The sequence below is a fragment of the Pedobacter humicola genome, from assembly GCF_056490705.1.
The window spans coordinates 257,635-272,860 of sequence record NZ_JBWJIG010000005.1; the positions used below are offsets into that span (position 1 = coordinate 257,635).

The window sequence follows — 15,226 nt, forward strand, 5'->3', positions numbered from 1 at the left end:
TGCCAATTTGATGCGGCAGGGTTTTCAAATAGCATTTCTCTTGAAATCTTAATCATTACGTAAGCGTTTTTCATTTGGTTGCTCCGCAATAAAAAAAATATAAGATTTGTCCGAGATTAAATCGCGGCAAATTCATAGACCAATAATTAACCATCAGATTTGTGCAGTACGACATTTCAGTACCATTGCTGAAGCAGTTATGTTTTTAGCCTGTCGAATACAATTGAGCTATTGTAAGGGCTTAGAAGTGCGGGTTGACCTCCGCTTTTTTTTTGATTTGATTCTTTCCTACTGAGGGTTCTAAAGGTTGCCTTGTTTTTCATCTTTCAATATTTAAAATTATAGCATTACCATTGCCCTTCAACAAAAGGCAATTAAACTGTGTAAATAAATGTGGGATGAATATTGGTAGGGATAAATACTGTTACTAATGTACAGTTTTTTTATAAAAAGGCAATAATAATAAGCTGCCTTTGCGAATTGGCAGCTTTATTTAAGGTATTAGGTTAGTTTTTATACCAAAGATGGAGGTAAACAAAAAAAGCGAGTGTTAAACCCGCTTTTTTTAAGATGATTTTATCTCCAGGCTTTATACTGGTTGATTAAACCGTTTGTTGAACTATCGTGGCTTGAAACTTTTTCACTGCCGGATAATTCCGGAAGAATCTTTTTGGCCAGTTGCTTGCCCAGCTCTACTCCCCATTGATCGAAACTGAAGATGTTCCAGATCACGCCCTGTACAAATATTTTATGCTCATACATGGCCACTAAACTGCCCAAAGTATATGGCGTTACTTTTTTTAGCAATATGGAATTTGTTGGGCGATTGCCTTCGAATACTTTAAAAGGTGCGATCTTTTCGATCTCTGCCTCAGATTTACCTTCTTTCTTTAATTCGGCGGTAACCTCTTCTTCCGTTTTACCGTTCATTAAAGCTTCTGTTTGTGCAAAGAAGTTGGAGAGTAAAATGGGATGATGATCGCCCAATGGGTTTAAACTTTGTGCTGGCGCAATAAAATCGGCAGGAATAATCCTGGTACCCTGGTGGATCAGTTGGTAAAAGGCATGCTGACCGTTGGTACCCGGTTCGCCCCAGATAATCGGTCCGGTTTCATAATCAACCTCGTTACCGTTCCTGTCTACATGTTTACCGTTACTTTCCATATCACCCTGTTGGAAATAGGCCGCGAAGCGGTGCATGTACTGGTCGTATGGTAAAATAACCTGTGTTTCTGCATTGTAGAAATTGATGTACCAAATACCCAATAAACCTAAGATTACAGGCAGGTTGCTTTCAAATTCAGCTGTTTTAAAATGATTGTCGGTTGCATGTGCACCGGCCAGCAATTGTTTAAAATTGTCAAAACCGATACTTAATGAGATGGATAAACCAATGGCACTCCATAACGAATAACGGCCGCCAACCCAATCCCAAAACTCGAACATATTTTCAGTATCGATACCAAAAGCCGAAACATCTTTGGCATTGGTCGATAATGCTGCAAAGTGTTTGGCAATATCATCTTCTTTTCCTCCTTTTTCTAAAAACCACGAACGGGCAGAGTGCGCGTTGGTCATGGTTTCTTGTGTGGTAAAGGTTTTTGAAGCCACTAAGAATAAAGTAGTTTCGGCATCTAAACCTGCTAAGGTTTCGGCGATGTGGGTACCATCAATATTGGAAACAAAGTGGATGTTTAAGTGGTTTTTATAGTGTTTTAAAGCTTCAGTAACCATTACCGGGCCTAAATCAGAGCCACCAATACCAATATTTACCACATCTGTAATGGCTTTGCCCGTATAACCTTTCCATTCGCCGCTGATAATGCTGTTGCTGAATTTCTCCATTTTAGCCAGTACAGCGTTGACTTCAGGCATCACATCTTTACCATCAACCAAAATGGGCGTATTGCTGAGGTTGCGCAAAGCAATGTGGAGTACCGAACGGTCTTCCGTTTCGTTAATCTTATCGCCGTTATACATCGATTTTATGGCTTCATCCAGTTTACACTCGCGTGCCAATTGGATTAACAGTGCCAAAGTTTCATCGCTGATGCGGTTTTTGCTGTAGTCTAATAAAATATCCTCAAAAAAAACGGAAAACTTATCGAAACGATCTGCATCTTCAGCAAAAAGATCCTTAATGCTTTTTTGATTAATATCTATAAAATGATCGGCTAAATACTTGTAGGCCTCAGTTTCTGTGAAATTTATTTTAGGTAACATAATCTTTGTTTTTTTGTAAAAGTAATAAAGCAAAAATTTAAAACGGTCTTTTTAATGTTCAAAATCGTTAAGGAGATATTAAATTTTCTTTATGGATATAAAATGTAATAAAATTAGCCGCTATGATTTGGGGAAGCAAGTTCCAGATTATAAAACATCCTAATGCGATGCGCCTATTTTTTCTTTTCTGACCTATATAAATGATATAAGGGCAATGTGCTTTAATGAAATCATATAACTGATATATTGAAGTCTATATTCTGATATGTGGGGTAAGAGATAAACTGAAGGGATGTTTTAGGAAGATCTGTCAACTTTAATAGTAGAATGGCCATTAAAGTTGACAAATCTAAAAATTACCAGTGCATAGCAGGGCACAATTTCATCTCTCCCTAAAATTGCTTAGCTTAGGACAACTAAACCTAAACAGTTCATTTTTATGAAGAAAACATGCCTGCTCGGCCTTTCCTTATTGGCATTAAATGCATTTGCCCAAAAATCAGATTTAAGACCATTGGTTTCGAAAAAAGCCGATGCCATCGAACAAAAAGTGATTACCTGGCGCCGCGATTTCCATGAGCACCCCGAACTGGGCAATACAGAAGTAAGAACAGCGGGCATTATTGCCAAACACTTAGCATCATTGGGCATCAAAGTAACCACAGGTGTAGCTAAAACCGGTGTTGTAGGGATTTTAAAAGGTGGTAAACCAGGGCCAGTGGTGGCATTGCGTGCCGACATGGATGGCCTGCCCGTTACCGAAAGGGTAGATGTGCCCTTTGCCTCAAAGGTAAAAACACAGTATAACGGACAGGAAGTTGGCGTAATGCATGCCTGCGGACACGATAGCCACGTGGCCATTTTAATGGGCGTGGCTGAAGTATTGGCTTCCATGCAGAAAGATATTCAGGGAACCGTGAAATTTATATTTCAACCAGCCGAAGAGGGCGTACCTGAAGGCGACGAAGGTGGGGCGGCTTTGATGATTAAAGAAGGTGTACTCGAGAACCCTAAAGTAGACGTGATTTTTGGTCTGCACATCAATTCTCAAACCGAGGTTGGTGACGTTACCTATCGCCCGGGTGGTACCATGGCCGCGGTAAACGACATGAAGATTACTGTTACCGGCAGGCAGGCACATGGCGCTTACCCATGGAGCAGTATCGATCCGGTGGTGGTTTCGGCGCAGATTATCAATAGCCTGCAAACCATTGTAAGCAGAAATTTAAATGTGACCGAAAATCCGGGTGTGGTAACCATCGGTGCCATAAACGGCGGCGTACGATCGAACATCATCCCCGAAAAAGTAGAAATGCTCGGTACGGTACGCAACTTTAGCAAGGAAGATGAAGCCATGTTTATCGAAAGGATTAAAACCATCGTAACCAAAACAGCCGAAGCGGGCGGTGCAAAGGCCGAAGTTAAAATCCCTTATAGCAACCATTATCCGGTTACTTTTAACAACATTGCCCTAACCGAAAAAATGCTGCCAAGCATGCAATCAACCGCAGGTAAGGAGCATGTGAAATTAAAACCACCCGTTACCGGCGCAGAAGATTTCTCTTTCTTCCAGGAAAAAGTACCTGGATTATTTGTGTTTTTGGGAGGAATGCCAAAAGGTAAAGACCCGTTGAAAGCCCCTTCTCACCATACCCCCGATTTTTATCTTGATGAAAGTGGTTTCGTGTTGGGGGTGAAGTTACTGGCTAACCTTACTTTAGATTATATGTCGATGAAGAAATAAGATGATGTTTGATCATCTTATTTCTTTACGGGCTTTTTGCCAAACTGCCTTGGAAAGTACGATATGGTTGCCATAAAATATTGCTGTAATACATTTTGTGTGCCTATGGTAAAACTATTGGCACCACCATAATTAATGATGTTGGTGTTCTGATGCAATAAATCCATGGCCGAGAATTTAAACTCGATGTTGTTCCCTTTCAAAAACCGGTACGTAGCATTTGCATTCCAGATGGTAAAGTTAATATTGGCCGCGCTGTTCGATTTGCTCGAATTAAAACTGATGTTGCTGCTTAGCGTAAATTTCTTGGTAATGTTATAAATGCTACTTAAGGTGCTGGCTAAATTTGAGCCGCTATATTTGGTATCGAAAGCCTCTTGTGCCGACCGGTAAGTATTAAATCCCTGTCCAACCTCAGTAGCAAATTTATCTTTATAGGTAAAGTTTAAACTGAGTTTTGCATTGGTATTTAAGGTGTTCGAAAAACTGAATACATCATTCAGGTAACTCGCACTCTTAGCAATATTGATACCGCCGTTTAGGCTGAGCTGCAGTTCTGAGGTTTTTAGTTTAAATGTTTTTCTTAAATAACCGCTTCCATTTAAATATTTATTTCCACTCGCATTGATTAAATAAATGGTACGCTTGTTTTGATTATCGATAAAAATACTGTCGACAATCGCATCCTCAATCATGCCTGCAGAGACATTTACATTATAATTTAAGGTATTTTTACTTTTTTGATCCGAATGGTTGAGGTTGAAATTAACAGACCTGTCTTTAGCTTCCCTCAATTTAATATTTCCTATTTGCAGGTTATATACGTTTGTGCTATCGATTAGCGGGGCCAGTTGCTCAAGGGATGGGATATTGATATTGGTTTGATAAGTTAAAGACATTGATCTGTAAAAATCGCCGTACTGGTAATTGCTATAATTAATATTGATTTCGGGTATAAAGGTATTATAAGCCCGGTTAATGTTCTGCCGCACCTGATCTGATCGGTTATCCTGAAAAATAAAACGGTGTTTTGCCGAAAGCTCAAATCTTAAGTTCTTGTCGAACCTGTTTGATAAACCTTTACGGAAAGATTTAGTTAGCGTTAAACCAGGGGTTTCATCAACCACATTTGTTTTGGTATTATTGCTCAAATAGCTATTGGTAACATAAGCATTTCCCTTTAAATCTTCTACCCGGTTGTGCTCGGTATTGTTGTTCAATTCTAAATTGTTGCTAAGAGATAAGTCGAAGCCCGCAAGATTTTTATAACCGAACAACAGCTGTTTTAAATTGGGCAGTTGTAACAATAAAGACTGGTTGAAAGATTCCCGCTGATAATCATATCTTCTATCGTAGTCTGTATTGGAAGCGGGGTTTATAAATGATCGGAAAGTGGTTAAATTCGATCTTTGAGTAGCGTTATCATTTATCGATAAGCGGTAATTTGCGGTAAGGCCATTAAACTGGTGTTCTTTTCTGGAGGTATAATTGGGTGATAATCCATACTCGATGCCAAGATTAAAACCCTTGTTGTTAAAGTTGTTTTGCGACTTGCCATTATTGGTACTGGTGAGCATATTTTGCCCATTAAAAGCACTTGTTTGGGTATCGTTGTTCGAAGTGCCGTTGTTTGAAGACATCGATTGGTTAATATCAAACCTTTGGTTTTTATTTGCATATTCGAAACTCGAATTGAAGCTTTGACTGGTTGATGCCGAATTTCCCGTAGTGGTACTGGTGTCGAATATTTTATCCGTATCATTTATAGTGGTGGTGGTCTTTGCATCAGATACGTTCTCATAGTTTCTGTTCTGGATAAAATAATTGGCATCTAAGGTGCTTTTTTTGTTGTATTCGGGCTTTTCGATGAAATTGTAGGTAAAACTTACACCGCCGATATTCGGTTGGTTTATACCTGGCTGCCTAAAATCGGGCTGATACTCAACATTGGTATTTAATCCTTTAAAAGTGCTGTTGGCCGTGAGTGTTCTCATGTTACCGGCTGTTTTGTTGATGTTGTTGCTCGCGCCTATAATGCCCAGCTGCATTTTTGGTGAAAACATATTAAAACTGGCATCCGTTTCATATTTTTTGGTGGTGCCATAACCCGCACCGATTTTACCAAAGTAACCGATGTCTTTACCTTTCTTGAGTTTTAAATTTACGGTCAAAGTACTATCGAGTGGGTTTTTTTCATTCCTTTCCCGGTAAACCTGCACTTTATCCAAAGCATTTTTAGCAATGTTTTGCGTGGCCATCTTAAAATCACCGCCAAAAAAGGGTTTCCCGTTTACCAGTAAACTTTTTACCTCGCGGCCATTAACGGTAATCTGCCCATCGCCCCATAAGGTTACATTGGGTATTTTACGCAACAGATCTTCTACAACGGCATTGCTATCCAACTTAAAAGCAGCGGCATTAAATTCCAGGGTGTCGCCATTCATGCTGATCGGTGGCACCCTGATTTCTACATCCTGTAAGTTATTGTCTTTCGTGGCAATAATCAGTGTTTTTAGATCAAGCGCGTTTTTTCCATCGGCAATGAGGAAACTTTTTCGTAACAATTGGTAGCCTACATGACTGATTTCTACATACAGTTTAGCATTCAGGGGCAGGTTTTTAAAATTGAACTCACCATAACTATTGCTCAACTGATAACTGACCAGGGTACTGTCGCCTTTAAATAGCGATACGGTAGCCGATTTTAAATTGTAATTGTGGGTGGTATCTCTAATTACACCCTTTACAGCGCCTATTTGTGCAGGATTGGCCTGCTGGGCTTGGGCATTGTAAAAACTGAACAGGAATAAAAGTAAGGTGAGATAGCGTTGAAGATGGTGCATTTAGCTGGGTAGATTAGTTTTGTTTAGGCTTAAGTTTGATCAGAACGGGATTGCTCTTTTTGTTTTGCGTTTTAAAATAGGCTTCCAGGCTGGGCGGATATTGGGTTGTTTTGCCTTCGCTCTGTTCTTTAAAGGTAAACATGGCCAAAGAAGAATAATTGGTGTAGAGATAGCCATTTTCATATAATTGGAAGCCCCGGTTAATGAAATCGTAGAAGTCGCCATTGGCATCTGTAACCGGTAGAAAATAGGAAAGCGCGTCAGGTTCCAGATCCTGTACCGAGGTGAGCTCGCTCGTTTTGAGGTTGTAAATCAAGGCCTTTTTCATCGACCTGTCAAAACCATAGCTATGCAGTTTGAAATATAGGTTATCGCCAACCAGTAATGTGTTGCTTAGCGCGTAAAATACCTTTGGGTTATTTTTAAAATATTCCCCTCTTTTTTTAACGTAAACCGGATTGGTGGTAAAATCATTGGGGAGTGAGTTGGTTGCGGGAAATATGATGTGGTAGGCAAGCGAAACTTGAGCAGGCCTGACTTTAAAGATATCGTAAGAATGGTAATTTAAATAAAGTACCTCGTTGGGGCTAGATTGATAAAAACGAGCACCTGGACTCCAAAACTCATCGTTTTCATACCTGTTTATATTATAAGGGAAATAACCTACAGAATCTTTATTTTTATTGATGATACCCAGTTCATAATAGGTACTGTCCTTACCTTTTTTTGCTAAAAAATCAGGGCGGACTATGGTATTTTGATCTGCAAATTTTAAATCACGCGTATTGTAGCGGTTAGCATAATCTTTTTCCATTATTTTTTTAACCAGCTTACCTGTTAAATCAAAATAAAAAATGCGTGGTCCGGTAAAAACAACGATGTAATTGGTGTTGTTTTCCTTCTCAATGAAAAAGCCATAAAACTCTGCTTTGTTCTTATCATTTTTTTCAGGTTGCATGTTGTTCGCATTGATCTTTGCTTTATACTTCCCGTCTTTTTCAAAAATTAGGATAGACTTCGTATCATAGTCGAAAATGATATATTTATCCCCGATAATCTTAAATTGGCTAATGTTCCCAAAAAGACTTTCTTTAGTAGTTTCGAGGGGGATAAATTCTACTTCGCTAAAAACCTGGGATACAGCTGCACCATGTGCACTTTGAGGATCGATTCTTAGGGTGAGCATTTCAGTGCTATCTATTTTACCTTGCTGAGCCCAGGCTACAGTACAGGAAAACAAATACGCTAAAACGAGAGCGCGCATTTTCATTGATATTGGTTAGAGGTTAATATTAGTATAAATCTATCCGATCGCGCTGTAATTATACCATCTGGTAATCACCTGATTTAATTCCCACTGATCTGATTATTCTGCTGGGAAATTAATGAATTAAATGATTAGTTGATCATTAATTTTAATTTTTTAACAAAAATTAACGGGAATAATGTTGGAATGGGATTGTCTAAATCGATTAATTGACTTTTGACTTCCGACTACTAGATCGGTTAACTGAAATTGAGCGCTAAACCCTAAGCGTAAGACTGATTAATCGATTAACTCACTCCAAGCTCCCAACTCCAAACTCCCAGCTAAGAAGGTTAATTGTTTAAACTGGTTAACTGATCGCCAAACCCGCAACGCTAAACTTCCGGGCGATCGCAAGGAAAAGCTGTCTTTATTACTATATTTGTTGCATGACCAAAGAAAATATTCAGGATTTAAGGGACAGAGTAACGTCGCTGAGGAGGTATCTTTGACGTTGATGAGCTACTTTACGCCATTCGCGAAGAAGAAAAATTAACAATGGCGCCCGATTTCTGGGACGATCCAAAAAAAGCAGAAAAAATTCTTGCCGAAATCAGTTCTAAAAAAAAATGGACTGATGGCTTTAACCAAACCCATAACGCGGTTGAGGATGCCGTGGTGATGTTTGAGTTTTTTCAATCGGGAGATGCTTCCGAAAAAGAACTGCAAGATCAATTCGAGATCAGTAAAACCGCTGTAGAAGAACTGGAGCTTAAAAATATGCTCCGCAGCAAGGAAGACCAGCTGTCTGCCGTATTGCAGATTACTGCCGGGGCCGGAGGCACCGAAAGCTGCGATTGGGCTTATATGCTCATGCGCATGTATATGATGTGGGGCGAAAAAAATGGCTATAAAATTACCGAGCAAGACAGTCAGGAAGGGGAGATTGCCGGTATAAAATCTGTAACACTTCAGTTTGACGGTGATTTCTCTTACGGTTATCTTAAAGGCGAAAATGGTGTACACCGCCTGGTGCGGATCTCGCCATTCGATTCGAATGCCCGCAGGCATACCTCGTTTGCTTCGGTATATGTTTATCCACTGGTTGATGATACCATTCAGATTGATATTAACCCGGCGGACATTGAATTCGAGACTTTTAGGGCTGGTGGCGCTGGCGGACAAAATGTAAACAAGGTTGAAACGGCCGTACGGTTATACCATAAACCATCGGGCATTATTATTAAAAACCAGGAGTCGCGCTCGCAGTTGCAGAATAAAGAAAACGCGATCCGTTTACTGAAATCTCAATTGTACGAAATTGAAGAGCGGAAGCGTAATGAGGCAACCGCACTGGTAGAAGGATCAAAGAAAAAAATAGAATGGGGCTCGCAGATCAGAAGTTATGTACTTGACGATAGGAGGGTGAAAGATCACCGTACCAATTATCAAACCTCAAATCCTGATGCCGTTTTAAATGGTGATATCAACGATTTCTTGAAAGCTTATTTAATGGAATTTTAAAATTTAAAATATGGCAAAGTCATCCATCATTATAATCCTGTTGCTTATGGCAATCAATTCCACTTATGCGCAAGAAGTTGTGCCCTTATATGCCGGAGAAATTCCAGGTGCCAAAGTTCCACCTGCTGATTATGTAGAAAATACCGAAGTCCGGAGCAACGGCACCCTAAGTGTGACTAAAGTATCGGTACCTACCTTTACGGTTTTCGAAGCGCCAAAAGATATCGCTACCGGTACAGCGGTAATCATTTGCCCGGGTGGGGGCTATGCTGCCCTGGCTTTCAGTCACGAAGGAACAGATGTAGCCAAAAGATTTAATGCCATTGGCATAACCGCTTTCGTACTAAAATACCGTTTGCCAAGCGATCAGATTATGGTGGATAAAACCTACGGACCATTGCAGGATGCACAGCAGGCCATTTATCTGATCAGAAAGGACGCTAAAAAATATGGGATAAAAACCAATAAGATCGGGATCATGGGCTTTTCGGCTGGCGGACACTTTGCATCCACACTGGTAACCCACTATAACGATCTTAAAATCGCTGACCCTGAAAAGATCGATTTAAGACCGAATTTCGCTGCATTAATTTACCCGGTCATCAGTTTCGAAGAATCGGTGCACACGGGGACCATGAAAAATTTATTGGGGCCAAATCCTCCCGATAGCTTAAAACATTATTTCTCGGCCAATAAAAACGTAAGCAAAAAGACACCTCCAACCTTCTTCGTGCATGCTAAAGATGATCAAACGGTTCCTTTCGAAAACAGTGTTTTAATGAACGAAGCTCTAAGGCAGCACAAGGTAGATTCCGACATCTATCTCTATGAAAAAGGCGGTCATGGTTTTGGCTTAATCAACAAAACTTCTGATGTAGATTGGTTTAACCTGCTCGCTGACTGGATGAAAAAGGAAAAATTTTAACAAACAGCGCAACTGAACCGCTACTGATCATGTAAAAATATAGCTTAAACTATATCTGTAACGGGTATCCATCTTTAAAATATGAGTAATCCCCAACCGCACCATATGCGATTGGGGATTTTTATTGCCTGGTTTTGCAAGAGATCCACAAGACAATCGGGAGGTATACACTTATGGGTTGAGACGGATCCTCTTCGGAGCCTCTTCGGATCCCAGACGGAGCTGTGACAATTGTACCCGGATTAAATCCGTGCTATCGCCGAATTTAATACATCGTAACTCTTGACATCCTGTAGGTTTATACTTATATTAGTTTTAGTAAAAACATATTGTCCCTGATGTTTTTTGAGTATTAAATTTTTAAAAACATGGCAATATTAAATGATGGTATCAATGGCGGCTTTCGGGGTAAAGTTGGCAGTGTTGTGGGTTATTATGCAAACGGCAAATGGGTAATCAGATCTTTATCCGCAATAAACAAACACAAAAAAAAGGCTTCTAATCATCAGGAGCTATGCAGGCGGGGCTTTACCGCCGTACAACATTTCTTAAGTCCGTTACTGCCTTTTGTTAGGGTGGGTTTTGGCATTACCGCGCGATCTAAAAATATGTCGGCACATAATGCTGCAAAATCCTACCTCATGTTAAATGCACTTAACGAAGATCAGCAACTCGATTACGCGAAGGTTTTGTTAAGCTCTGGAGATCTTGCCGGAGCTGTACACACCACTGTTAACAGCGACGATATTGGTCTGCATTTTACCTGGGCAAATAACGAAGAAGATTTAAATGCCGTTTACAATGATCAGGTCATGTTGGCGGTGTACAATGAGGCCGATCATTTTGCACATTTTATACTTAGCGGAGCCAGACGGCAAGCCGGTTACGAGTTATTGGAACTTCCTAAAAGCAAGCAGTTAAAACCCTACCATGTCTGGATTTCTTTTATATCCGACGATCGGAAGCGTATAGCCATGAGTACCTATGTGGGTATAATCAATCACTAAGAACTGGTAACCAGAGATCGTTGGGCAGAATAAGTGCGATGCGTAAATCCGGGCTTAAATGGTCTAAATACCTTTTATCGTTTTGTCAATCACATCCAATAGTCCATTGGTATAGGCATCATCTGTTAATTCCCAGAACATGATGCCGTTTAATTTTTGATCGATCACGTATTTGGTTTTTAAAGAGATTGATTTGGGATCATCAAAAGTAGCAAGGTATTTGGTTTGCGGATTATAATAGTACGGGGCTTTGGCTGTTTCATCCCAATAATAACTATAGCCGTTTTCGGTAGAGAACTGTTTTTTAAAGTTTTTATAAGAAGTACCACTGATAAATTTCGTAGGCTGGTATAAACCCTGGTTGGCATCGGTGGTATTTCCAAAAATCCGGGCGTAAAATGCTGCGCCAAGGGCTATTTTGTGTGCTGGGACACCTAAGCCGATTAAGGCTTTTACCGCATAATCGCCAGATAATTCTTGCTGTGGGGTGCCGTATAAGGGTGAGTGGTGACCGCTTGTAGTGGCATAACCGCTTACCAGATCGTAACTCATTACATTTACCCTGTTTACCAAAGGCATTACCTGGTCCCATTCGAAACAAGAATCGATACAGTTTTTGGTACCGCCTGCGGCAAAACTGATTTCTGCTTTTTTGCCCAGTTTTTTACGGAGTTCTTTAATCAGTAAAGTGAAATTGTGTTTATCGTCAAGGGTATAGCGATGTCCGGGGTAACCTACTACAGCCGGGTATTCCCAATCCATGTCTATGCCATCGGCATGGAAAAAGTTGAGTATTTCTTTGGTGGTTTTGGCAAATGTTTTCCGGCCGTCGGCCCGGCTAAATACCTCCGAACAAGGTGCGCAGCCACTCCAGCCGCCCATGGCAATCATCACCTTTAAATCAGGGTTGCGTTTTTTCAAGTCCACCATCTTTTTAATCAGTGCAGAATCTTTAGCAGATCTGATATTTAAGCTGTCGCCTTTCAAGTGACCGAAACTATAGATCAGATGACTGAGTTTTTCAATCGGGAAACTATCGATCACCGAATTTTGCCCTGAATAATAAGCAATAACGTTAGGCTTTGCTGTTTTTTGTGCCCTTAACTGAATATTGAAGAATAATGTCAGGATGATTACGGCAATAAAACGGAATGCAATGGTGTGGTGGTTCGGGATTCTTTTGTGCACGGGTTTAGTTTGAAAGGGTTATTTTTCTGCAAGGATATCCTGCAATTCGTTCAGTTCGGCAACTTTTTCTGTAGCGCCGGCATTTTCGTAAGCCGAAATCAGGTTTCTGATTACACGGCGGATAATATCGGTGTTGCTGCAGGGCCGGTAGTATTCGGGCAAGGCCTCTAAGTTCAGCTGGCGCAGAAACTGGTCAACATCGTGTTTGCCAAAGATATTGCCACGGTTAAAAGCATTGATGTAGAAAAGTACACCATATTCCGTTCCTTCCTGTTTGCTATCATCTATATAACCCAGAATAAAGTGCTGCGGTAAATTGATCCCATAAACAGGAAGATCTAATTTTTGCGCCAGGGTAGAATAAATAATGGCCAGCGAAATCTGGTTGCCTTTTTTGCTGTCTAAAACCTGGTTGAGGTAAGAATTTTGTGGGTCGTGGTGGTTTTTGGTGTTGCCACCAAAGCCATATTGCTGATATAAAACATGATTGATCAGTTTCACCTTTTCTACCGAACTCATTTCATACTGAAGACCGAGCCAGATGTCTCTCTTGATCTCTTCAATCTGATTGATTACCTTCTGTTCGTCTAAATCGGGATATTGATAGCGGTTGATAATTAATGCACCCTGCAATAAATCGAAAGCACCACTTAAATACCATAAATTTAAATCTTCTTTTACGGTTTTAAACTGGATCTGGTGTACAATACTTTCAACACGTTCCTGTAACAAGCCATCGAAAGACTGTTCCCAGGCATTTTCTAAAAAATGGACTACTTCACCACCATATTCAAGCAGTTTTTTCTCTACATGTTGGTACACTTCCTGGTCCGGATCGTCCAATAATTTTACTAAAGCACTTATCTCTGCGTTATTTTCCATAAAACATACATACGTTTGCGGTGTTTGATTACTTTTGCAATATTATGTTATTTCAATTTATTACCGATTACCTTAAACACCGTTTAACAGCAAAAAGCCGACATGGAACGCACTCGCCCTTCGTGTACAAGCTAGCTGATGAGGTAATTTACGATTTTACCAACAAATCTGAATACAAAAACATAGAAGAACAGCGAAAAAAACTTTTTAATGACGATTCGGTAATCACCGTTACAGACCTTGGAGCGGGTTCTCACCTCAATAAAAACCGTACAAAGAAAGTGAGCCAGATTGCGAAGAATGCGTTGAAAAGTCCGCGGTTAGCCAAGCTGATTTATCGTCTGGCCAAACATACCCAACCTAAAAGTGCGATCGAATTGGGTACCTGTTTAGGTATTACTACCGCTTATCTGGCTAAAACCAATTCCGAAGCGGAAATTATCACTATTGAAGGTTGTCCGCAAACAGCCGAAGTGGCGCGGAAGAACTTTGAGGAGCTGGATTTAAATAATATTGAGCTTCATGTAGGCAATTTCGACCTCATTTTGCCGGATATTATTGCCAAACAGCCCAGTTTGGATTTTGTATATATTGATGGCAACCACCGTAAAGATGCGACATTGAATTATTTTAAGTGGTGCCTGCCAAAAGTTAATGAAGATTCCTTATTAATTTTTGACGATATTTATTGGAGTGAAGGCATGAAAGAAGCCTGGACCGAAATAAAAAACCATCCGGATGTTACCGTAACCGTAGATCTGTTTTGGATCGGCCTGGTGTATTTTAAAAAAGGACAGGCAAAAGAACACTTCAAGCTTAAATTTTAAGAAAATGGAAGTCGAACCGAAATTAAAAGGTATTCAAAAAAGATCAGCATTATTTATCCTGTTGATCAGCCTGTTTTCGGGGATTGCAGTTTATCTGGTTTCACTTTTTATCGAAATGAGCGTGCTCACGCACATCATGTTGGGCTGGGATGTATTCTGTTTAATCCTGATTACCCTCCACTGGTATATGTTTTTTCATACTTCTGCCGCCGAAACACACCTCAAAGCCAAAATGCAGGACGAAACCCGTGGCGAAATTTTTGCCATTGTGGTGGTTTCTACCTTCGCCGGTTTACTGGCGGTTGTGCTGTTGCTGATCAATAAAGATATCGAACCTTTAGATTTGGTAGTGGCCATTGCGGGTATGTTTTTATCCTGGTTTTTGGTGCATACCACTTTTAGCATGCGTTATGCGCATCTGTATTATGGCGACAATAAAAAAAGCGGCAAGGATAAAAAAGGTTCGGGATTGGAATTCCCAGGGGATGATGAGCCCGATTTTATCGATTTTGCCTACTTCTCTTTTGTACTCGGCATGACCTTCCAGGTTTCTGACGTAGAAATTTCAGACCGGAAGCTCAGAAGGCTTTCGCTGTTGCACAGTTTAATCGCTTTTATCTTCAATACGGTAATTGTGGCCTTAACGATCAATGCTTTGGCAGGTTTAAGTAAATAGTGTTGGTCTGGATTTATAATCCGGGCCTGAATAGTTTATAAGGATTATAAATCCTTAGCTCAGCAGACGGGATTACAAATCCCGACTAGCAAGGTATAGTGTTGGTCTGGATTTGCAATCCGGGCCTGAATAGTTTATAAG

At 40.3% G+C, this 15,226-nt stretch carries 11 protein-coding genes; 6 read left to right on the forward strand and 5 right to left on the reverse strand.

Features of this window, described 5'->3' with window-relative positions:
* Positions 1-576: 576 nt before the first annotated feature.
* Positions 577-2,223 (reverse strand): glucose-6-phosphate isomerase, encoded by a 1,647-nt coding sequence (gene pgi, locus AC04Q1_RS10875; protein ID WP_478364492.1) that lies wholly within the window; start codon positions 2,221-2,223, stop codon positions 577-579.
* Between the two features lie 439 nt (positions 2,224-2,662).
* Between pgi and AC04Q1_RS10880 the strand changes: the two genes are divergently transcribed.
* Entirely contained in the window at positions 2,663-3,967 is a 1,305-nt protein-coding gene (locus AC04Q1_RS10880) for an amidohydrolase (protein ID WP_478364494.1), read from the forward strand.
* 17 nt (positions 3,968-3,984) lie between these two features.
* Here AC04Q1_RS10880 and AC04Q1_RS10885 read toward each other — a convergent pair whose 3' ends face one another.
* Together AC04Q1_RS10885 and AC04Q1_RS10890 are read right to left on the reverse strand one after the other, a co-directional pair.
* Positions 3,985-6,810 (reverse strand): hypothetical protein, encoded by a 2,826-nt coding sequence (locus AC04Q1_RS10885; RefSeq protein WP_478364495.1) that lies wholly within the window; start codon positions 6,808-6,810, stop codon positions 3,985-3,987.
* Positions 6,811-6,823: 13 nt separating this feature from the next.
* The gene (locus tag AC04Q1_RS10890; protein WP_478364497.1) at positions 6,824-8,080 is read right to left on the reverse strand and encodes a 6-bladed beta-propeller; all 1,257 of its coding nucleotides are present in this window, start codon (positions 8,078-8,080) and stop codon (positions 6,824-6,826) included.
* A gap of 425 nt (positions 8,081-8,505) precedes the next feature.
* Between AC04Q1_RS10890 and prfB the strand changes: the two genes are divergently transcribed.
* The 3 genes from prfB to AC04Q1_RS10905 all read left to right on the forward strand — a co-directional run bounded on the left by prfB (position 8,506) and on the right by AC04Q1_RS10905 (position 11,512).
* Positions 8,506-9,580 (forward strand): peptide chain release factor 2 gene (gene prfB / locus AC04Q1_RS10895; RefSeq protein WP_478364499.1). Its coding sequence is split into 2 segments (ribosomal slippage): positions 8,506-8,565 and positions 8,567-9,580, totalling 1,074 coding nucleotides; the frame shifts between segments, so codons are not numbered across the junction.
* A 46-nt stretch (positions 9,581-9,626) separates the two neighbouring features.
* Positions 9,627-10,505, forward strand: coding sequence for an alpha/beta hydrolase (locus AC04Q1_RS10900; protein ID WP_478364501.1), 879 nt, complete (start codon positions 9,627-9,629; stop codon positions 10,503-10,505).
* A 368-nt stretch (positions 10,506-10,873) separates the two neighbouring features.
* A complete protein-coding gene (locus AC04Q1_RS10905) occupies positions 10,874-11,512 on the forward strand; it encodes a DUF6266 family protein (protein ID WP_478364503.1) in 639 nt (212 codons plus the stop codon).
* A 63-nt stretch (positions 11,513-11,575) separates the two neighbouring features.
* Here AC04Q1_RS10905 and AC04Q1_RS10910 read toward each other — a convergent pair whose 3' ends face one another.
* Positions 11,576-12,700: a glycoside hydrolase family 18 protein gene (locus tag AC04Q1_RS10910; RefSeq protein WP_478364505.1), complete on the reverse strand. Its 1,125-nt coding sequence runs from the start codon at positions 12,698-12,700 to the stop codon at positions 11,576-11,578.
* Between the two features lie 18 nt (positions 12,701-12,718).
* Positions 12,719-13,582 carry a transglutaminase-like domain-containing protein gene (locus AC04Q1_RS10915; RefSeq protein ID WP_478364506.1) on the reverse strand — a complete coding sequence of 288 codons (864 nt, stop codon included), beginning with the start codon at positions 13,580-13,582 and terminating at the stop codon, positions 12,719-12,721.
* 44 nt (positions 13,583-13,626) lie between these two features.
* Between AC04Q1_RS10915 and AC04Q1_RS10920 the strand changes: the two genes are divergently transcribed.
* On the forward strand, positions 13,627-14,409 hold the full coding sequence (locus AC04Q1_RS10920; protein WP_478364508.1) for an O-methyltransferase: 783 nt from the start codon (positions 13,627-13,629) through the stop codon (positions 14,407-14,409).
* A gap of 4 nt (positions 14,410-14,413) precedes the next feature.
* Positions 14,414-15,085 carry a DUF1345 domain-containing protein gene (locus tag AC04Q1_RS10925; RefSeq protein WP_478364510.1) on the forward strand — a complete coding sequence of 224 codons (672 nt, stop codon included), beginning with the start codon at positions 14,414-14,416 and terminating at the stop codon, positions 15,083-15,085.
* The last annotated feature ends 141 nt before the right edge of the window (positions 15,086-15,226 follow it).